The sequence below is a fragment of the Pseudomonas furukawaii genome, from assembly GCF_002355475.1.
GTDB lineage: Bacteria > Pseudomonadota > Gammaproteobacteria > Pseudomonadales > Pseudomonadaceae > Metapseudomonas > Metapseudomonas furukawaii.
The window spans coordinates 3,258,952-3,279,012 of record NZ_AP014862.1; the positions used below are offsets into that span (position 1 = coordinate 3,258,952).

Annotated in this window: 17 protein-coding genes; 8 read left to right on the top strand and 9 right to left on the bottom strand. The window is 66.6% G+C overall.

The features are described from left to right. From KF707C_RS15205 to KF707C_RS15215, 3 genes are read right to left on the bottom strand one after another with little or no spacing between them, the layout of a single operon-like run. Nucleotides 1-1,398, bottom strand: coding sequence for an FAD-dependent oxidoreductase (locus KF707C_RS15205; RefSeq protein ID WP_096368035.1), 1,398 nt, complete (start codon nt 1,396-1,398; stop codon nt 1-3). A gap of 11 nt (nt 1,399-1,409) precedes the next feature. Beyond that, nucleotides 1,410-2,855, bottom strand: a complete 1,446-nt coding sequence (locus KF707C_RS15210; RefSeq protein WP_003450576.1) for an aldehyde dehydrogenase family protein — start codon at nt 2,853-2,855, stop codon at nt 1,410-1,412. A 10-nt stretch (nt 2,856-2,865) separates the two neighbouring features. Beyond that, on the bottom strand, nt 2,866-4,056 hold the full coding sequence (locus KF707C_RS15215) for an aromatic ring-hydroxylating oxygenase subunit alpha (RefSeq protein ID WP_003450579.1): 1,191 nt from the start codon (nt 4,054-4,056) through the stop codon (nt 2,866-2,868). Between the two features lie 382 nt (nt 4,057-4,438). Here KF707C_RS15215 and KF707C_RS15220 point away from each other — a divergent pair, with 382 nt between their 5' ends. Further along, nucleotides 4,439-6,142, top strand: coding sequence for a BCCT family transporter (locus KF707C_RS15220; protein WP_036992354.1), 1,704 nt, complete (start codon nt 4,439-4,441; stop codon nt 6,140-6,142). Between the two features lie 78 nt (nt 6,143-6,220). Here KF707C_RS15220 and KF707C_RS15225 read toward each other — a convergent pair whose 3' ends face one another. Both KF707C_RS15225 and KF707C_RS15230 read right to left on the bottom strand, forming a co-directional pair. Beyond that, on the bottom strand, nt 6,221-7,132 hold the full coding sequence (locus KF707C_RS15225; RefSeq protein ID WP_003450601.1) for a LysR substrate-binding domain-containing protein: 912 nt from the start codon (nt 7,130-7,132) through the stop codon (nt 6,221-6,223). A 44-nt stretch (nt 7,133-7,176) separates the two neighbouring features. After that, a complete protein-coding gene (locus KF707C_RS15230; RefSeq protein ID WP_003450603.1) occupies nt 7,177-8,079 on the bottom strand; it encodes an AraC family transcriptional regulator in 903 nt (300 codons plus the stop codon). Between the two features lie 103 nt (nt 8,080-8,182). Here KF707C_RS15230 and KF707C_RS15235 point away from each other — a divergent pair, with 103 nt between their 5' ends. Together KF707C_RS15235 and KF707C_RS15240 are read left to right on the top strand one after the other, a co-directional pair. Beyond that, entirely contained in the window at nt 8,183-8,587 is a 405-nt protein-coding gene (locus KF707C_RS15235; RefSeq protein ID WP_003450604.1) for a nuclear transport factor 2 family protein, read from the top strand. Nucleotides 8,588-8,690: 103 nt separating this feature from the next. Beyond that, entirely contained in the window at nt 8,691-9,173 is a 483-nt protein-coding gene (locus KF707C_RS15240; RefSeq protein ID WP_036992368.1) for a GNAT family N-acetyltransferase, read from the top strand. Nucleotides 9,174-9,296: 123 nt separating this feature from the next. Here KF707C_RS15240 and KF707C_RS15245 read toward each other — a convergent pair whose 3' ends face one another. Continuing rightward, a complete protein-coding gene (locus tag KF707C_RS15245; RefSeq protein WP_003450606.1) occupies nt 9,297-10,568 on the bottom strand; it encodes a D-arabinono-1,4-lactone oxidase in 1,272 nt (423 codons plus the stop codon). Nucleotides 10,569-10,856: 288 nt separating this feature from the next. Between KF707C_RS15245 and KF707C_RS15250 the strand changes: the two genes are divergently transcribed. The 4 genes from KF707C_RS15250 to KF707C_RS15265 all read left to right on the top strand — a co-directional run bounded on the left by KF707C_RS15250 (nt 10,857) and on the right by KF707C_RS15265 (nt 14,616). Beyond that, complete coding sequence (locus KF707C_RS15250) at nt 10,857-11,621, top strand: SDR family NAD(P)-dependent oxidoreductase (protein ID WP_003450608.1); 765 nt, start codon at nt 10,857-10,859, stop codon at nt 11,619-11,621. An 87-nt stretch (nt 11,622-11,708) separates the two neighbouring features. Further along, nucleotides 11,709-12,941: an ethanolamine utilization protein EutH gene (eutH, locus tag KF707C_RS15255; protein ID WP_003450610.1), complete on the top strand. Its 1,233-nt coding sequence runs from the start codon at nt 11,709-11,711 to the stop codon at nt 12,939-12,941. Nucleotides 12,942-13,008: 67 nt separating this feature from the next. Then, nucleotides 13,009-13,815 (top strand): helix-turn-helix transcriptional regulator, encoded by an 807-nt coding sequence (locus KF707C_RS15260; RefSeq protein ID WP_003450613.1) that lies wholly within the window; start codon nt 13,009-13,011, stop codon nt 13,813-13,815. A 72-nt stretch (nt 13,816-13,887) separates the two neighbouring features. Then, nucleotides 13,888-14,616 (top strand): TraX family protein, encoded by a 729-nt coding sequence (locus KF707C_RS15265; protein ID WP_003450615.1) that lies wholly within the window; start codon nt 13,888-13,890, stop codon nt 14,614-14,616. Between the two features lie 32 nt (nt 14,617-14,648). Here the strand turns inward: KF707C_RS15265 and KF707C_RS15270 are convergent, their stop codons facing one another. The 3 genes from KF707C_RS15270 to KF707C_RS15280 are packed head-to-tail and all read right to left on the bottom strand — an operon-like array spanning nt 14,649 to nt 17,322. Then, on the bottom strand, nt 14,649-14,990 hold the full coding sequence (locus tag KF707C_RS15270; protein WP_003450617.1) for a rhodanese-like domain-containing protein: 342 nt from the start codon (nt 14,988-14,990) through the stop codon (nt 14,649-14,651). Between the two features lie 30 nt (nt 14,991-15,020). After that, complete coding sequence (gene chrA, locus KF707C_RS15275) at nt 15,021-16,385, bottom strand: chromate efflux transporter (RefSeq protein WP_003450618.1); 1,365 nt, start codon at nt 16,383-16,385, stop codon at nt 15,021-15,023. Continuing rightward, nucleotides 16,378-17,322: a chromate resistance protein ChrB domain-containing protein gene (locus tag KF707C_RS15280; RefSeq protein WP_003450620.1), complete on the bottom strand. Its 945-nt coding sequence runs from the start codon at nt 17,320-17,322 to the stop codon at nt 16,378-16,380. Before KF707C_RS15280 ends, chrA begins: the two co-directional genes overlap by 8 nt. 546 nt (nt 17,323-17,868) lie before the next feature. On the opposite strand from KF707C_RS15280, the gene KF707C_RS15285 reads away from it, so the two are divergent. Next, nucleotides 17,869-19,977 carry a TonB-dependent receptor gene (locus KF707C_RS15285; protein ID WP_003450623.1) on the top strand — a complete coding sequence of 703 codons (2,109 nt, stop codon included), beginning with the start codon at nt 17,869-17,871 and terminating at the stop codon, nt 19,975-19,977. Nucleotides 19,978-20,061 lie beyond the last annotated feature (84 nt).

Genomic DNA, 20,061 nt, shown 5'->3' on the forward strand with positions numbered 1-20,061 from the left:
TCAGGCCACGTCTTGTTGGGTGTCCTGGCAGCTCTGCAGCCAGGTGGTGCGTTTCGATTGGGCCTGCCGGCCCAGCAGCACGAAGCCGCGCATGTCGCCCGCCGGGTCATGGAAGGCGGCGCAGAGGCCATCGTCGGTCGCGTCCCAGCGCCATTGCCCATCGCAGTGCAGCGGCGGCGGCAGCAGGCAGAGCGGCGCCGCCGGGGTTTTCACCGTCACCGGCGCCAGCGGGTAGCTGACCGGGGTCGGCTGGCCCAGCAAGGTCCTTGCAAGGGCGCGGATACCCTCGTTGATGGGCGCGAGGTAGGGCAGCAGCTGGCCGCCGATCTCGATGCAGTCACCCAGGGCGTAGATGCCGGGCTGCGAGGTCTGCAACAGGCCATTCACCTGGATGCCACGACCGCAGGCCAGGCCCGCGTCCAGTGCCAGTTCCAGGTTGGGACGCAGTCCCACGGCGGAAAGCACCAGGTCCGCCTCCACCCGCTGGCCATCGGCAAGCAGCAGGCGATAGCCGTTGTCCTGCCGCTCGATGCGCTGCAGCGTGGTGCGCAGGTTCCAGTCCACGCCCAGGGCGGACAAGGCGTCCTGCAATTGCCGCCCGGCCGGTTCCGGCAGCAGGCGCTCCATGGGCCAGGCGCCCAGGCCGATCACCCGCACCTGGTAGCCGCTGTCGGCCAGGTCGTTGGCGAACTCGCAGCCGATCAGCCCGTCGCCGAGGATCGCCACCCGGCGCACGCCGTCGAGGCGCTCGCGGAACTCGCGGTAGTCCTGCAGGTTGTTCACGCTCAGCAGCGCATCGGCGTCGCCCTCGATGGACAGGCGCACCGGCGCCGCGCCGCTGGCCAGCACCAGTTGGCCGTAGTCCATCTCGCCCAGGCTGGTGTAGAGACGCCGCGCCTGCACATCGATGCGCTCCACCCGGCAATGGGTGTGGATGCGGATCCCCAGGCGCCGTTCCAGGGCCAGAGGGCTCTCGGTCGCCAGGGCGGCGGCGCTGCGCCCCTGGGCCAGGGCGATGGACAGCGCCGGCTTGGAATACAGGTGGCCGCTTTCCTGGGTGAGCACGCGGATCTCCAGCTTCGGGTCCGCCTTGCGCAGCGCCTGGGCCAGGCCGTAACCGGCATGGCCGCTGCCGATGATCACCACCGGCTGGGCCGGCACGGCCGGCGCCAGCGGCTGGACCACCGCCGCCACGGGAGCGGCCACAGGGGCGGCCACGGCGGTCGGGGGTTCACTGATCTCGATCATCTCGAAATCGGACTTGCCGACCTTGCAGTCGGGGCAGAGCCAGTCCTCGGGAACGTCCTCCCAGCGGGTGCCGGGAGCGATGCCGTCGTCGGGCCAGCCGAGGGCCTCGTCGTAGACCAGGCCACAGATCACGCAGAGCCACTTCTTCATCGCCGTCGCCCTCATTCGCCCTGGATGCGCAAGGCCAGGTTCTTGGTCCGGACATAGCTGTAGAGGGCCTCCTGGCCTTTCTCCCGACCGAAGCCGGACAGCCCCACCCCGCCGAAGGGCGTCTCGATGCCACCCGCGTACCACTCGTTGACGAACACCTGGCCGGCGCACAGGCGTCGCGCGCAGCGCAGGGCCCGGTTGAGGTCCTGGGTGAACACCCCGGCCACCAGGCCGAACTCGGTACCGTTGGCGATGGCGATGGCCTCCTCTTCGGAGTCGAAGGGAATCACCGCCAGCACCGGACCGAACACCTCGGTCCGGGCGATCTCCATGTCCGGCGATACGTCCCGGAACACCGTCGGCGCCATGTAGTGGCCGCGCAGGCCGCTGATGGCCTCGCCGCCGGTGGCCACCACCGCGCCCTCCTCCTGGGCCCGGCGGCACAGCGCCTGGATGCCCTCCAACTGGGCGGCGGAAATCACCGGGGTCAGGTCGGGATCGTCCTGACCCAGCCCGACCTTCAGCCCTTCCGCCATGGCCACCACCTCGGCCACCACCTCCTCGTAGACCGTCCGCTGGACCAGGAGGCGCGACATGGCCGAGCAGACCTGGCCGGCATTGAAGAAAATGCCGTTGCGCACGCTGGCCAGCAGTTGCTCGCGGTCGGCGTCGGGGAACACCAGGGCCGCCGATTTGCCGCCCAGCTCCATCACGCTGGGAATGGCATGTTCCGCCGCCGAGCGCAGGATGCTCTGGCCGGTGCCGACCGAACCGGTGAAGACGATCTGGTCGACGTCGCGGTGACCGGCGAGGTACGCCCCCACTTCACGGCCCCGGCCGCAGATCAGGTTGACCGCGCCCCGGGGCAGCCCGGCGCGCTCGATGGCCTTGAGCAGCACGCAGAGGCCCAGCGGCGACAGTTCCGGGGACTTGATCACCACCGCGTTGCCGGCCGCCAGGGCCGGCGCCAGGGAACGCGCGCAGATGGACACCGGGAAATTCCAGGGCACGATCTGCAGCGACACACCCATGGGGTCGTAGACGGTGAAGTCCATGTAGCCATTGCCCAGGGGAATGGAGGTCCCCTCGATCTTGTCCGCCATGCCGGCGTAGTACTCGAAGTAGCGCGCCGCCTCGACGAACTCGTCGCGGGCGTCGCGCAGGCTCTTGCCGTTCTCCTGGCAGAGGACCCAGGCGCCCTCCTCGGTCACCGCGCGGATCTGCGCGGCGATCTCCAGCAGCCAGGCGACCCGCTGGGCCGGACGCGCCCGGGTCAGCTCGCCGCTGTCGGCGCAACGACGCGCCGCCTGCAGGGCGTGTTCGGCATCCGCCACCGACGCCTGGGCGACGGTGGCCACCCGTTCGGTGGTGCCGGGGTTGTTCACATCGAGGCGCCCCTCGCTGTCGGTCCAGTGACCGTCGATGAAGTTCAGCCAATGAGCTGCGATCGGATACATGGCCATCACCTCAGGCGTTGCGGGCGCAATCGAGCAGCTGGTTGGCGGCCCACTTGTGGAAGTAGTGGGTCGGCAGGTCCATCTCCGGAGAGAAGGCGCCGCCGCCGTAGCCCGGGGAATGACGGCCCTTCTGCATGCCTTCCACCGAGGCGATGTCCTCGGCGAACACCACGCGCCAGGACTCCATCACCGCGCGACGGGCGGGCTCGAAGCGGACGTCCAGGGCCTCGTCGCCCACGTAGAAGAGGCGCAGGTGCTCGATGGTCTTACCGGGCGCCACCGGCTCCAGCATCATGGCGAATGCGTGGTCGGCCTGGATGCCCAGCAGCACGTTGGGGAAGAAGGCCACGTACTCGGCGGTGCGCAGGCGATCCTTGGGCCAGGACGGGAAGATCGGCAGCTGGGTACCGGCGACGTCGGACAGGTTGTAGGCATGGCTGCCCTGGCCGGCGAACTGCTCGAACATGATGTTGTAGTGGTCTTCCAGCCGCGAATAGCTGTTCAGGCTCGGGTGTACCCAGGGCAGGTGGTAGGCCTCGCAGTAGTTCTCCACCGCCAGTTTCCAGTTGCAGTTCACCTCGATGGCCATGGCGCCGCCGTTGGCTTCGCGGCGAATCAGGCCCATGCCCTCACTGCCGAGGAATTGGGACCAGCGCTCGGTCAGCGGCGCCAGTTGCTCTTCCAAGGCGGGGGCGTCGCCCGACAGGTTGATGAACACCATGTCCATCCAGATGGCGCTGCGCAGCGCCTTGAGGCCGTGTTTCTCGCAGGCGAAGCGTTCGTCCTTGTGCTGGTTGATGCCGCCGACGTGCGGCGTGCCTTTCAGGCCGCCATTCAGGTCATAGGTCCAGGAGTGGTAGGGGCAACGGACCACGCCCTGCACTTCGCCGGCTTCCTGCACCAGCTTCACGCCGCGGTGGCTGCAGACGTTGTGGAAGACCTGAACCAGGCCCTCGCGGTTGCGCATCAGCAGCAGCGGCAGGCCCATGAAATCCACCGGTTTCACGTAGCTGTTCTTCGGCAGGTCGCTGGCGAAGCCGATGCAGGCCCAGTTGCGGCCGAGCACCTGGTCGCGTTCCAGCTCGAAGTAACGCTGTTCGGTGTAGAAGGCGTTGGTCAGGCCGTGGGCTTCATGAATGGGCGCCAGGACGGTTTCCAGGACGTGGGTCGGAATCAGGCGGGAATCGTTCGGGAGGGTCATTCTTGTTCTCTCTTGTGGGTTGCACGGCAGGCTGGGCCTCGATGCCTGGGGCAAAGTTTCAGCAAGAGGTCGAACCTCGGACAAACGATTTATTTCAGATCTATTTATTACTTTTAATCATCAATTGATCGCCACGCCTGTTCTCAGAAGGCAAAACAGACGGGGACCAGGGAAATTCCAGCGACGCCTCGAATTAGTGAGTTCAAGTAATGAGTTGATGACTACAAATGGTTTGCCGGAAGCCCAGGTCTCCCCCATTTTGTTGCCACGTTCCGGGCGCTGGTCCGAAACGAACCCGGGTGAAGCCGACGCAACTGCGGGTGTTCGACTTCAACCCAGCCTGATCCAGAAACCCTTGAACAAGAACAAAAGGGGACAATCCATGCGTGCCGAGTCAGGTCTGCTGAAAGGCCTCAATCCCGCCGTAACGATCATCTCGTTGCTGGCCGTCGTAACTTTCGTACTGTCGTGCGCCCTCTTCGCCGAGCGCGCGAGCGCGGTGTTCCAGAGCGCTTCCGACTTCATCCTGCAGAACTTCAAGTGGTTCTACCTGGCCTCCGTCACCGGCGTGCTGGGCCTGCTGATCTACCTGATGTGCAGTCGCTACGGGCAGATCAAGCTCGGCCGCGACGAGGACACCCCCGAGTTCAGTTTCGGTTCCTGGATCGCGATGCTGTTCAGCGGCGGCATGGGCATCGGCCTGATCTTCTGGTCGGTGGCCGAGCCCATGTGGCATTACGCGGGCAACCCCTTCGCCACCGGGCTGACCGATGAAGCGGCCAGCGCCGCCATGCGCATCACCCTGTTCCACTGGGGCCTGCATCCCTGGGCGATCTTCACCATCGTCGGCCTCGGCCTGGCCTACTTCGCCTACCGCAAGGGCCTGCCGCTGACCATGCGCTCGATCCTCTACCCACTGATCGGCGACCGCATCTACGGTCCCATCGGCCATGCGGTGGACATCCTCGCGGTGGTCATTACCGCCTTCGGCGTGTCCCAGTCCCTGGGGCTTGGCGTGGTGCAGATGAACACGGGGCTGAGCCAGGTGTTCGACCTGCCCATCAGCCTGGGCGTGCAGATCGCCCTGATCGTCCTCATCACCCTGGTCACCACCGTCTCGGTCATGGCCGGCGTGTCCCGGGGCATGAAACGCCTGTCCGAATGGAACATGCTGCTGTCGGTGGTCCTGGTGGCGCTCATCCTGGTGCTGGGCCCGACCCGCTACATCCTCAACCTGATGCTGGAAAGCACCGGTGACTACGCCCAGAACATCATCGGCCTGAGCTTCTGGAGCGATACCCAGAAGGACAGCGGCTGGCAGAACTGGTGGACCGCCTTCTACTGGCCCTGGTGGATGACCTGGGGCCCCTTCGTCGGCCTGTTCATCGCCCGCATCTCCAAGGGCCGCACCATCCGCGAACTGATCGCCGGCGCGCTGCTGGTCCCCACCCTGGTGACCATCATCTGGATGTCGGTCTTCGGCGGCGCGGCCCTGAAGAGCGAACAGGACGACCGCCGATTGCACGAGCAACAGGTCGCCAGCGGCCAGCTGCAGGGCGAGCAGGCCAGGTTCGAAGGTGGCACCGTGCTCCTGGCCACCAAGCAGGAAACCACCGCGGCCATGTTCACCCTGCTGCAGAAGATCGACACCGGCCTGCTCGGCCAGGCCCTCAGCGTGCTGGTCTGCCTCCTGCTGGCGACCTACTTCATCACCTCCGCCGACTCGGGCACCCAGGTGCTCTGTACGCTGAACTCCCTGGGCAGCACCAACCCGCCCCAGAGCATCCGCCTGCTGTGGTGCGTGCTGGAGGGCGCCATCGCCACGGGCCTGCTGCTGGCGGGCGGGCTCAAGGCCATCCAGATGGCCAGCATCGCCGCCGGCCTGCCCATTGCCGCCTTCATCCTGCTGATCAGCTACACCCTGATGCGCAGCCTGCGCCAGGAAGCCGCTGGCGGCCTGCCCCAGTTACCCCCGGGCAGCCGTAACCCCCTGCAGGAGCACACCCCGGAGGGCGTCCCGCACATTGGCGGAGCGGTATCGGGCGGGGCTCTGGATCTCGGCCTGACCGCGAAACGAGCCGGCTGACAGCGGCCCGCAAGGGCCACCTGGAAGCGCAGAAGCCGACCGCCACAAGCGGTCGGCTTCTGTCGTTGTGGGTACGCCCTACCCTGCCTGCACCGAGGGCTGGGCCATCAGCCAGTCGCGGAACAGCCGCACGCTTTCACGGGGACCGCGCTCGCTGGGGTTTTCCAGCAGGCAGAACTGGGCGTCCGTGCGCAGCACCAGGTCGTTGGGCTTGACCAGCGCCCCCGTGCTCAGAGGGTCATCCACCAGCTTGTTCCAGGCCAGCGCCACGCCCTGGCCACTGATTGCCGACTGGATCAGCATGCTGTAGCTGTTGATATTGACCCGGTGCTTCGGCGTGATGGGCTCTTGTCCCAGGCGCTTGAACCACTCCGGCCAGCCGATCCAGTCCCGTTGGGAGTCCTCCAGCCAGAGCCAGGTGCAGGACGCCAGCCCTTCGACGGTCGCCAACTGGGGATGACGGGCCAGATAAGCCGGGCTGCACACCAGGAAGATCTCCTCGGAGAACAGCGGCGTGACCTCCATGCCCTTCGGCGGCGTGTGGCAGTAGTACAGCGACAGGTCGCTCTCCAGGCGGGAGTAGTCCTTCACATGGTCGTGGGCGATGATCCGCAGGTCGATCTCTTCGTGCTGGCGCTGGAACTCCGCCACCTTGGGCAGCAGCCAGAGCGAGGCCATGGCCGTGCTGGTGGCCACCGTCACCTGCTGGTCGCCACGCCACTGGCGGATCTCTCCGGTGGTCCGTGCCAGGTGCAGCATGCAGTCCCGCACCGTGTCGAAATACAGCGTGCCGGTGGGCGTCAGGCTCATGCTGCGGGTGGTGCGGGTAAAGAGCGCCTTGCCCAGGTAGTCCTCCAGCAGCCGGACCTGGCGGCTGATGGCACCCTGGGTGACATTCAGCTCCTTCGCCGCGAGGGTGAAGCTCAGATGGCGAGCCGCCGACTCGAATGCCACCAGGCTGTGCAGGGGTGGAAGTGGTTGGATTTTCACGGTCAGGGCACCGGGGATTCTTGTTATTGATGGGTGCCGGTATTTTAAGGGCCCCGTGGTGCAGAGGCGCCACTGTCGGTGCAATTCCCTGACGATATGTCGGGGACGTCGAAAACACCGTCGCCCCTGCGAGCGGGCAAGGCGCGAAGGTCGGATTCATGGGGCGTTGGGTCCGCCCTCCACCCTTCCCAGCGCCCCGGCGTGGTCCCGAAGGCTCGCCTGAACAACGCGATGAAGGCGCTGACATTCACATAGCCCAGCTCCAGGGCGACGGTGGTGACGGGTGTGCCGGCCGCCAACAGCTCGACGGCACGGAGCAATCTCGCCCGCTGCCGCCAGGCGGTGAAGGTGAAGCCCGTTTCCTCGACAAAGCGTCGCGTCAATGTGCGGGGTGCGATACCCACGCGCCTGGCCCAGGCGGTCATGCCGGTGTCATCGCCCGGGGCATCGCACAGCGCCGCCGCGAGGGTCCTCAGGCGCGCGTCGCGTGGAATCGGCAAGCCCAGCGGCACCTCGGGCAGGGATCGCATTTCATCGAGCATCACCCAGGCCAGGCGCCGCTGCGCAGGCTCCAGCCGCCGGGCGTCCCAGGTGGCGGCGCGCCCTACGGCCTCCCTCAGCAATCCGGACATGGCCAGTACACAGGGCTCCTCGGGCATCCCGCCGCAGGCCTGGGGTGTGAGATAGAGGCTCCACCCTGCGAAGGGCCCGTGGGAGCGAAGGCTGTGCAGCAGGTCCGGCGGTATCCAGACGGCATGAGTGGCCGGGACCACCCAGCGCTTCAAGTCTGCCTGGACGGAGACCAACCCCCGGGTGGACCCCAGCAATTGGCCCCGGGCGTGCCGGTGCGGTTCGGTGGCGCGCAGGTCGGCCTGTTCCAGGACCCGGGCAATCAGCACCGGGCCCTCGTCGGAAGAAGCCAGGTCGCGGGACAGGAGTGGGCGCATGCAAATATTGGCCTCAATGGAATATCGGTTGTCGATTATGGCGCAAAGATGCCAATCCAGATCCCCCACACTGGCTCCACCCACTCAACGGACGGCACCTTCCATGACACTCAGCCCCGCAGACAGCAAGCAACGCATCTTCGACCTCTTCCACGACCTGGTGCAGGCCGAAACCCTCGATCCGGAAAAGGTGGCGGACTACCTCGACCCCGACTATCAGCAGCGGGTGGATGGCGTCCTCCTCGACTACCAGGGCTTCATCGCCCATATGCACAGGCAGAAGGAGGCCATCGCCCGCGTTGAGGTGGAGTTCCTCTGCCTGGTCGCCGAGGGGAACGTGGTGTTCAGCAATCATCAGGTCCACGCCCTCACCCGGGACGGTCGTCGGGTGGTGGTCAAGGTGATCGCCCAGTTCGAGCTGAAACAGGGCCGCCTGTTGCGCTGCGATGAACTGACGCGACTGGTTTCAGGCACCCAGGAGGATGAGGACCTGGGATCGAGGCACTGAGCCAGCCTGTCCGGCTCGCTGTATGGGAAATTTCGCGCCCGTCTGCACCTACCTGCCCCACCGCCTCCGCCCTAGCATCGAGCACTTCCCCCAAGCCCTGGCGATGACCGATATGCCCGACTGCGCAGGCTTCCCCGCACGCCCCGTTTCACCGGATGACCTCGACCTGATCTGCCGGCACCGCGAGGCGATGTTCCTCGAAGCCGGCGGCATCGCGGCGGACCTCAGCGTGATGGGCGCGCACTTCCGTCCCTGGCTGCGGGAGCGTCTTGCCGATGGCCGTTACTACGGATTCGTCCTGCTGGATGCCGGCATTCCCATCGCGGGAATCGGCCTGATGACACTCGACTGGCCGCCCCACCCCAACCACCCCGAGCAGGACCGGCGCGGCTATGTGCTGAACGTGTACGTCGAACCTGGGCACAGGCGTCGCGGGCTCGCTTCGGCCCTGATGGAGCTGGCGGACGCCGAGTTCGCTCGCCGTGGCGTCGGTTTTGCCGTACTCCACGCCACCGACGCCGGCAGGCCCGTGTATGCGGGGCTGGGCTGGCAAGCGACGGCGGAAATGGCCAAGCGGATCGGCTGAAGCGTCGGCCCAATGAGATTTTTTCGCCTGGAACCCTGACCTGATGTTGATCGCGCGGACGGGTTCGCGGGCGAGCCCGCTCCTGCGGGGACGTCGACCGCTACCGCCCGAACGTCTCGACCGCTAGCGGAACAACAGGCTCAGGTGGTCGTTGAGGTAGAAGCCCTGGGGATCGAGCTGACGCCGCAGGGCGCGGAAGTCCCCGGCGCGGGGGTAAAGGGCGGCGACGTCCTCGCCGGTGAGGAAGTGCATCTTGCCCCAGTGCGGCCGGCCACCGTAGGCACGCAGGATGGCGTCCACGGCGCGGAGGTAGTCCCAGTAGTCGGTACCCGGTTCGCCGGAAACGGAAATGGTCACGCTGTCCTGCTCGTAGAAGGGGCTCATCCAGGCCCCGTCGCCGGCGGTGAAGCGGTACTCGATGGGATAGATGGCCTCCGGGAAGTCTTCCAGCATCAGCTTGCGCACGGCCCGCAGCGCGTCCTTGCTGTGGATCAGCGGCACCGCGTACTCGAGCTCATGGAAGTTCGGGACGTACTCGATGGGGTAGACATCCGAGCTGTACGCCACCTTCTCGAACGCGCTTTCGAAGGGCGGGCGGTCGGTGATGTCCATCACCTTCACTTCGCAGACATCGGTGGTGCGGCCGGTGGTCGAAGTGGCGGCGGTGTCCGGCAGGCAGTAGCAATGACGGCTCTGCTCGTAGGGGCACCAGAAGAAGCTGAAGTGGCGGTGCTTGCGAGCCAGTTCGTCGTGCTTCTCCATCACGCTTTCGAAGTCCTCGCGCCAGATGCGCTCGTGGAGGTTGAAGCTGTCCGTCACCTGGAGGGTGATCTCGGAGATCGCCCCGAGTACGCCCAGGGATACCCGGGAGGCCAGCAGCAGGTCCGGCGTGCTCTCGTCCACGACGATGATCTCTCCGTCGGGCTGGACCAGCTTCATGCCGACGATGGACGAGGCCATGTTGCCCAGCGTGATCCCGGTGCCGTGGGTGCCGGTGGTGAGCGCGCCGGCCAGCGCCTGGCTGTCGATGTCGCCCTGGTTGATCATCGACAGCCCCTCGGCCTTGAGCACGCCCACCAGCTGGTTGATGGTGGTGCCCGCCGCCGCCGTGACGCGGCGCTTCTCGTGGTCGATGTGGCGCACGCCGGTCATGTTGGCCAGCGTCAGGTGCAGGCCGCTGGTCAGCGCCACCGGTGTGAAGGAATGCCCGGAGCCGGCGACCCGGACATTCAGCCCCTTGCGGGTCGCGTCGCGGATCAGGGTGCAGAGTTCATCTTCGCTGGTCGGTGCGGCACGGGCGGCGCGGACGCAGGACTGGTTCCCCACCCAGTTGCGCCAATGGGCATGTTCGATGCCGAACTCGTTGATGTGCATGTTGTTCGAGGACGTGTTCATTGTTGTTTTCTCCCACGGTTGAGTAGCTGGCCAACGCGCCGCACGACGCGATCGCCGGTACCGACCAGGGCTCCCCACCCCGCCTCGTGCACGCCATCTGGCGCCTTCGGTACCGCCGTGAGCCGCAGGATGAAGGACGCCCCGACGATCCACCATATGCCGATGGGTATAGGGCCCGACGTCCGCATGCCAGCCCGCGACGGTCTATATCCAGCGGCATATGGACAGTGCATCGGGCCCTCCCTAGCGTGAAAAACGTCCAAACCACCGAAAACAAGGGAGAGCACCATGGGACGACTGAACGACAAGGTCGCGCTGATCACCGGGGGCGCGGGTGGCTGCGGCCTCGCCGCCTCCGAACTCTTCGCCCGGGAAGGCGCACGGGTCGCCATTCTCGACCTGCCCCACAGTGACGGCGAGGCCGTGGCCGCGCGGATCAACGCCGCTGGCGGCGAGGCCTGCTTCCTGCCGGCCGACGTGTCGGTCGCGGAGCAGGTGAACCGCGCCGTGGCCGAGGCCGAGGCCCGCTTCGGCCCCATCACCGTGCTGATGAACCACGCCGGCACCATTCACGCCGCGCCCTTCCTCGACACCACCGAAGCGGACTGGGAGCGGCTGATGAACATCAACGTCAAGAGCATGTTCCTGGTGACCCGGGCCGTGTTGCCGAAGATGATCGAGGCCGGCGGCGGCAGCGTCATCTGCACCTCGTCCATTTCCGGCGTGGTGGGCACCCCCATGGAAGTCCTCTACTGCACCACCAAGGGGGCCTGCCACATGTTCGCGCGGGCCATCGCGGTGGAGTTCCGCGACCGCAACATCCGCAGCAACGCCATCTGCCCGGGCTTTATCGGCACCGCCCATGGCCGCCGCGAGCTGGACCTGCTGCGGGAGTTCGGCGCCGAAGTGTCCGACGAGGCACTCAAGGCGATGCAGGGACGCCTCTGCGACCCGAGCGAAGTGGCCGCCGCCGCGCTGTTCCTGGCCAGCGACGATGCCAGCTTCGTCAACGGCGCCCACCTGTTCGTCGACAACGCCTACACCGCCGCCTGAGGCTCCGGGCCCGCCGGGGCCCGAACCCCGACACCCGGTCCGCTCAGCCATCGCCCCAGACAAGAACCGACAAGAATCGAGGCCGCTATGGAACACATCGGAACCTACATCCTCTACCTCATCATGGCCTGCGCGGTCATCGGCGCCGTGGCCTCCCTGCTCGACTCGGAATCCGAGCTGGGCAAGGAGTTCACCGCCGGCCTGCACAGCATCGGGCCCATCTTCATCCCGGTGGCCGGCACCATGGCCGCCATCCCCTTCATCGCCAGCTTCATCAGCCAGTGGGTAGCCCCGCTGTTCGCGGCCCTGGGGGCGGATCCGGGCATCGCCGGGCCCATCTTCATCGCCTCCGACATGGGCGGCTATCAGCTCGCCCATGCCCTGGCCCACGAACCCGAAGGCTGGGTGCTGGGGCTGATCACCGGCTTCCAGTCCGGCGCCACGCTGATCTTCGTCATCCCGGTAGGGCTGGCCATGCTCGACAAGGCCGACCACAAGTACATGGCCCTCGGCATCATGGCCGGCCTGCTCAGCATCCCCGTCAGCATCATGATCGTCGCGCTGCTGATGCAGGGACTCGGCCTCGGCGTACGCCCCGAGGTGGCCACCACCGGCGAGGCCACCCAGGCGCTGCACTTCACCCTGCCGATGCTGCTGCGCAACCTGCTGCCGCTGATCCTCTTCTGCATCGCCCTGGCCGCCGCCCTGCGCTACGCCTCGGGGTTGATGGTGCGGGCGTTCCTGCTCCTGGGTCGGGCGATGTACGCCGCCGTCACCCTGATCCTGGTGGCGTCCATCGTCGAGTACTTCACCGGCGTCTTCACCCAGGTGTTCGGCGGCTGGGGCTTCGCCCCGATCATCGCCGACGAGGCCGACCAGTTCCGCGCCCTGGAAATCGCCGGCTACATCGGCATCATGCTCTGCGGCGCCTTTCCCATGGTCTACCTGATCAAGCGCTACCTCGCACGCCCCCTCCAGCACGTGGCGGTGCGCCTCGGCATGTCGCCGGTGGGTGCCGCCGGCCTGCTGGCGGCCTCGGCGAACATCCTGGCCATGTTCCGCCTGGTGGCCGACATGCCGCCCAAGGACAAGGTGCTGGTGATCGCCTTCGCCGTCTGCGCCGCCTTCACCTTCGGCGACCACATGGCCTTTTCCGCCAACTTCCAGCCGAGCTTGATCCTGCCGCTGATCATTGGAAAACTCGGCGGTGGCCTGATCGGCATGGCCATCGCGTACTGGCTGGCGGTGCCCAAGGCGTTGCAGCTGGGTCGCGACGAGCCCCCGCGCGACGCCCTGCGCGTGTCCGCCGGTCTGTCCTGAACCGCGCGGCGCCAGCCTCCCCGGCCGGCGCCGCCTCTTTCCGGAACCCGAGACGCGACCCACACAGATGAACCCACAGGATGCGAGCAGGATCGCCGACGTCATCGGCGCGGTAGGTACCAGCCACCTGGGACAGAGCCTCTGCGCACTGCTGGCCGGCGACGTGCGCTTCGACATGAGCTGCGGCTACCTCTTCCGCTTCGACCGCCCCGCCGTCCTGCTGCACGACGGCTACAACGGCCGCGTTCCGGCCAGGACCCTGAATGCCTACCTGCGCGGTGGCTACCTGCTCGATCCCTTCTACGTCGCCTGCATGAACGAGCACCCGGCAGGACTCTGGCGCATGAGCGACCTGGCGCCGGACAGCTTCCTCTCCTCCGGGTTCGCCCTCTCACCGGACCTGCATCCCTGCATCTCCTCCACCCATGGCACCCAGGTGGAAGAAGTGGGCTACATCGTCCCGCTGCAGACGCGGATCGCCGTGGTCTTCTCACTGATGCGCGCGGAGAACCACGGGCCCTTCCCGGAGGCGGACATGCGCCGCCTGCAAACCCTCGCCCCCGTCGTCAGCGCCGCCTTCCAGGCCCATTGGCGCCTGCGCCCGGAGGAGCCCGGCGAGCCCACCGGCATGCCCGACAGCCAACTGGAAAGCGCCTTCGTCGACATCCTCCAGGGCCAGCTCACCGACGCCCAGCGCTACATCGCCAAGCTGCTGCTCCAGGGCCACAGCAACGCTTCCATCGCCCACCTGCTGGGCATCTCCGAAGGCACCGTGAAGGTGCACAAGCACAACATCTACCAGCGCCTGCAGATCTCCAGCAACGCCGACCTGTTCCGCCTGTTCATCGACTACATCGCGCAGTCCACGCGCTGACGCGGAATGCGAGTAACCACGAGCACGGCCACGGGCACCTGGGCCATGGCGAAATCATCGAGAGGTCGAAGCATGACAGCCAGGCGCGCACCGGAAGCCCGCGACAGCGGCCTGGACCTCATCAAGTGGATGGCCATGCTGACCATGCTGCTGGACCACTTGCGTTATCTCTGGCCGGATGCCGACTGGCTGTTCGTCGTAGGTCGGGCCGCCTTCCCGCTGTTCTGCCTGGGCATCGCCGCCAACGTCGCGCGCACCCGCCCGGGTGATTTGTTCAACGACGGCAACCTGCGCTATCTCGGCTGGATGATGGCCTTTTCGGTGCTGTCCGAGATTCCCTATCGCCTGCTTTCGCCGTTGAGCGACAACCTCAACGTGATGCCGACCCTGTTGCTCGGGCTGCTGGGGGCCTGGGCCGTCCATCATCGCGACCGCGCGAGCCTGCTGCTGGCGACGGTGACGCTCCTCATCACTCTCATGCTTCATTCACGCCTGATGTATGGCGCCGTCGGGGTAGTGCTTCCGGCCGCGCTGCTGGTGGCGATCGATCGCCCCTGCCGCTGGTGGCTGCTCCCTGCGGCGCTGGCCATGCTCGCCAACAGCGGCAATCGCTGGCTGCTCGACTCGGGACTCACCCTGGAAACCCTGGCCATCTTCATCACGGCGTTCGCCACGCCTATCGGAGGGCTCTGGCTGCTTCGCCAGCGGATCAGGCTGCGCATCTGGCCCGTCCGCCGCTGGGGCTACTTCTTCTACCCGGCCCACCTGGCGCTGATTCAGGTGATTCGCATGGTCCTCTAGCGGTGGGCCGACGCAGGCCATCGCGCCTGCAATCAATCGACAGCTTCCGCCGGCTGGAGGCCCTGGATGAGCTGGCCCGCTTCGCGCCAGCCGGCAAAGCCGTCGATCAGGTAGCGGGCATCGAGCCCCATGGCCTCCAGCGTGGCCGCGATGCCCTGGCTGATCTCGTGGCCCTGGGCGCAATAGAGCACCGCCGGCCTGTCGCGCGGCACCGAGTCCTTCCAGCTGAACACCGCTTCCGGATCCAGCCAGCGCGCACCGGGAATCTCGGCCCGGTCCGCCGCACGCACGGCGGCGCGGCGCACGTCCAGCAAGCTGAACTGACGGGCTGACGCCCGCCATTCCGCCAGTTCGCAACAGGTGATTCGGCTCATCGTCCACCTCCCAGCCCCTGGGGCTGTCGATCAGGTCTGTATCAGATGCACCACCAGCCCGGTCAGCGCGCTGGCCAGCAGCACCTGGATGACCCCCCGTTTGAAACGGAACAGCGCCACGGCGGCGCCCAGGGCGATCAAGGCCGAGGGCCAGTCGAAGCGCCCCTCGAAGCCCTGCGGCCAGAGGACGTGGTAGCCGAAGAAGAGCGCCAGGTTGAGGATCACACCCACGACGGCGGCGGTGATGCCGGTCAAGGGAGCGGTGAACCTGAGTTCGTTATGGGTCGACTCCACCAGGGGTCCACCGGCGAGGATGAAAAGGAAGGACGGCAGGAAGGTGAACCAGGTGACCAGGGTGGCGGCGAGGGCTCCGGCGAGAAACGCCTGGTCGGCACCGAACATCGGATGCACGTAGCCCCCCACGAAGCCGACGAAGGCCACCACCATGATCAGCGGCCCCGGCGTGGTCTCACCCAGGGCGAGGCCGTCGATCATCTGGGTCGGCGTCAACCAGCCGTAGTGGCTGACCGCTCCCTGGTAGACATAGGGCAGCACCGCATAGGCGCCACCGAAGGTGAGCAGCGCGGCCTTGGTGAAGAACCAGCCCATCTGCGTCAGCGTGCCCTGCCAGCCGAACGCAGCAGTGAGCAGGCCCATGGGCAAGAGCCAGAGCGAGGCGCCGATCACCACCAGCATCAGCAGGCGCGACCAGCGGAAGCGGGCGTGCTCGGGCGTTGGGGTCTGGTCATCGATCAGCGCCGGGCCGTAGTCGGCCTTGGCCGCGCCGTGGCCGCCGCCGACGGCGAAGACGCCCGGGGCGATGCGCCCGCCGATGTACCCGATCAGCGCCGCACTCAGCACGATCAGCGGAAACGGCATGTCGAGGGCGAAGATGGCGACGAAGGACGCCGCTGCGATGCCCCACAGCCAGTTGTTCTTCAGCGCCCGCGAGCCGATTCGGTGGGCGGCCTGGGCCACGATGGCGGTCACGGCGGGCTTGATGCCGTAGAACAGGCCGGCCACCACCGGCACCTCGCCGAACGCGATGTAGACCCAGGACAGGGCGATCAGGATGAACAGGGACGGCAGCACGAAGAGCACGCCGGCGATGACGCCGCCCCAGGTCCGATGCATCAGCCAGCCGATGTAGGTGGCCAGCTGCTGGGCCTCCGGGCCCGGGAGCAACATGCAGTAGTTCAGCGCGTGGAGAAAGCGTCGCTCGCTGATCCAGCGCCGTCGCTCCACCAGTTCCTGGTGCATGATCGAGATCTGGCCGGCGGGCCCGCCAAAGCTGATGAACCCGAGCTTCAGCCAGAACAGGAAGGCCTGGAACAGGCTCACGGGAGCGACGCCGGGCGGCGACTGCTCAGCGGCGCGCAGGGTGGTTTCATTCATGGTCGTTCTCTTCACCGTCAAAGGCGGCCAGCAGACCATCGAAGACGGCGCTGGCGGCGTTCAGAAGCAGGTCATCATCGGGGACGCTTTCCCGCAGGCCGGCCAGCACCCGCTCGACCCCAGCGGCTTCCACGGGCTGCACGCCGCCCACATCCAGGTAATGCACCAGGGCGGCGACTCTCCCGAGGGGCGGTGAACTCAGCTCGAAGCTCGCTTGCAGGGTCTCGAAGGTCACGCGGCTGCCGACATGGCTGAAGGTGGCGCCATCGAAGTCGAAACCGAGCGCGTCCGGCGGACAGTCATTGGGGGTGTCCAGCCACAGGAACCGCGCGTCCTGGTCGATGAAACGCCGGATCAGCCAGGCACTGGCCAGGCGATCGACCCAGGGACGCTTGCGGGTGGCCCAGATGCGCCCCTGGTAGTCCTCCCGCCTGAGCACGGCGATCGGCTGGTCGTGGCTGCCGGGCTCGTCCGTCGACAGGGCCCGGCTGACGGCGGATTCCAGAGCCTGCAATGCGGCATCGACCTGCTGGCGGGACGGCCCGGGGAAGTAGTCGATATCCGCCAGTTGGGCGAAGGCCTTGCGCAGCTTGCGGATCTGCCGCGTCGAGGCCAGTGCGTTGTCCGCCGTCAATTGGCCGAGGCAAGCCTCGATCTCGGCGCTCAGGCCCGCATAGTCCTCACTGCGGTCGAACAGGGGCATGAAACGCTCGCCCCGGGGGTCCTGGATGGGCAGCAGATAGGCGGTGCCGTTGATCGAGAGGATGTCGCGCTCGATGGCAGCCAGGGCGTCCCGGCATTCCGGGATGTCCGGCAGCAGATAGACGCCGTCACGCAACACCGCTGCGCCGCTTGCCTTGAGCGCACGCCAGGCGCGCATGCGCGCGGTGGCGTTGGCAGTGGGAAGGCCGATAACCAGGCTGATCCAGTCTTTCAAGTAGCGTACTCAACCAAATCCGTAGTAATCGTTACACTACTCCTTGGCGACCTACCGGAAAAGACCCACCGGTCGACCCCGCGAGTGTCTGGGGGCAGGTGTTGCCACACAGCGTCTTGACGGATCTGGGCGCTCCCTGCGGCCGTCTTTACAGTCTATTTATCATTCGCTAATAATTCGCATCTCTTACGGCTAACGATTCTCTTGCGCAACATCTACCGACCAGCCTCTGCGGGGACATGGGATCGACCCGGCACCCTGGCGAATCGCCGATATCCATGCGCCCGCTCAAGGTCGAGCTCTTCCGAAGAACCACCTTCGATTCAGCATCTCCCCCACCAGGACGGACCTTCGTGTGCGCCGGAACCGGGCGATGAGGCTTCGAGCATCAGGATGCGACTCCGCCCATGGCCCTGGCAGCCGCCCCAATCGGCCGCCCGCGCCAGACGCAACGCCAAGGACGTGGAAGGTCCCTGCACGGCTATCCGCCGGCAACCCTCCCTGGAAGCTCTCAAACACTACAAATCCAAGACCTGGAGTAACTGCGTGTTCCACAAATCCCCCCTGTGCCTGTCCATCTCCCTGGCCTGCCTGGCTGCGGCTCCGGTTCCATCGGTACTGGCTGAAGAGGTCATGGAGCTCGAGGTCCAGACCGTCAGCGCAACCCGCGCCAAGACCGAACTCGGCAAGACGCCGCAGAAGGTCACCGTGATCACCCGCGAGCAGATCGAGCAGCAGCTGGCGATCACCTCGGACCACGGGCAGGTACTGAGCAACCTGATTCCGACCTATTCCCCCAGCCGGCAGAAGCTCAGCAACGCCGGGGAAACGCTGCGGGGGCGTACCGCGCTGGTGATGATCGACGGTGTGCCGCAATCCACGCCGCTGCGCGCGGGTGGTCGTGACGGCTACACCATCGACCTGTCGATGGTTGAGCGCATCGAGGTGATCCACGGCGCCAGCGCCGAGCATGGCCTGGGCGCCACCGGCGGCATCATCAACTATGTGACCCGCCGGCCCAAGGGCGGCACGCTGAAGCAGCACGCCGGCGCCAGCCTGGAAGCCGCGGACGACTTCAACGGCGAAGGCATGGGCTACAAGCTCGACTACCGCATCGAGGGCAGCCAGGGCGACTGGGATTACCTGGCCGCCGTCAGCGGCCAGACACGCGGCATGTTCTACGACGGCGATGGCGAACTGATCGGTGTCGACGACACCCAGGGCGACATCATGGACTCCACCAGCACCGACCTCCTGCTGAAGCTGGGCTACTGGTTCGACGAGGCGCAGAACCTCGAACTGATGGTCAACCGCTTCGAGCTCGAAGGCGATCACGAGTACGTCAACGTCCCCGGCGACCGCGATGCGGGCATCCCCACCACTTCGCGCAAGGGCGATCCGCTGGGCAAGGCACCGCAGAACGAAGTGCTGGCCAGCAGCCTCACCTACAACAACTCCGACCTAGCGGGCAACGTGCTCACCGCCCAGCTCTACACCCAACGCTTCCGCGCCCGCTACGGCGGCGGCATCCTGGGCGCCTTCCAGGACCCGGCCATCGCTCCGGTCGGCACGCTGTTCGACCAGTCGCAGAACGAGTCGGACAAGTACGGCGGCAAGCTCAGCCTCAGCCGCGACAACCTGCTGGACGGCTACCTCAAGCTCACCGGTGGCGTCGACTTCCTGCAGGACACCACCAGCCAGATGCTCATCGCCACCGACCGCGAATGGGTCCCGGAAACCGTGTTCCAGAACCTGGCCCCCTTCATCCAGGCCGAAGTGCGCGCGACCGAGCGCCTCACCCTGCACGGTGGGTTGCGCCACGAATTCGCCAAGCTCGACGTGGACACCTTCCGCACCATCGCATCGGCCGGTGGCGTCACCGTCGAGGGTGGCAAGCCGGACTTCGAGGAAACCCTGCACAACATCGGGCTGGTCTACCAGGCCACCGACTGGGCCCAGGTCTTCGCCAACTATTCGGAAGGCTTTGGCATGCCCGACGTCGGCCGCGTACTGCGCGGCATCAGCCAGCCCAACCAGAGCGTGGATGACTTCCTCGACCTGCAGCCCATCGTCACGGACAACCGAGAAGTCGGTGTGCGCCTGAACTGGCAGGACGTGGATGCCGAGATCAGCTACTTCGAGTCCGACGCCGACCTCGGTTCGCGTCTCGAAAACGTCGGTGGCGTCTACCAGGTCCGTCGCGAGCGCACGGAGATCAGCGGCCTCGAAGCGACCCTCGGCTGGCAGGTCAACGACATGCACCGCCTGCAGGCGGTCTACACCAGGCTCAAGGGCGAATCCGACACCAACGGCGACGGCAAGGTGGACACGGACCTCGACGGCGCCAACATCGCGCCGGATCGCTACGGCCTGAGCTGGCAGGCCAACTGGACGGATAAGCTGAACAGCCGGATCCAGGCCAACCACTACGCCAGCCGCAGCTTCGACACCCCCGGACTGAACTTCGACGGCTACAGCCTGGTGGACGCCTCGGTCGGTTATCGCCTGCCGGTGGGCGAGGTCAGCCTGGGCGTCGAAAACCTGCTCAACCGGGACTACATGACCTACTACGCCCAGGCGGCCAGCACCCGCGACGACCAGTTCTTCGCCGGCCGGGGACGCACCTTCACGCTCGGCTACCAGGTCGACTTCTGATCCAAGCGCAACGACGCCCGGGGGCGGCCCTGCCGCACCGGGCGCTCTTGCGGTCGGGCCGCGTTCGAGCCGCCTCGGGCTTTC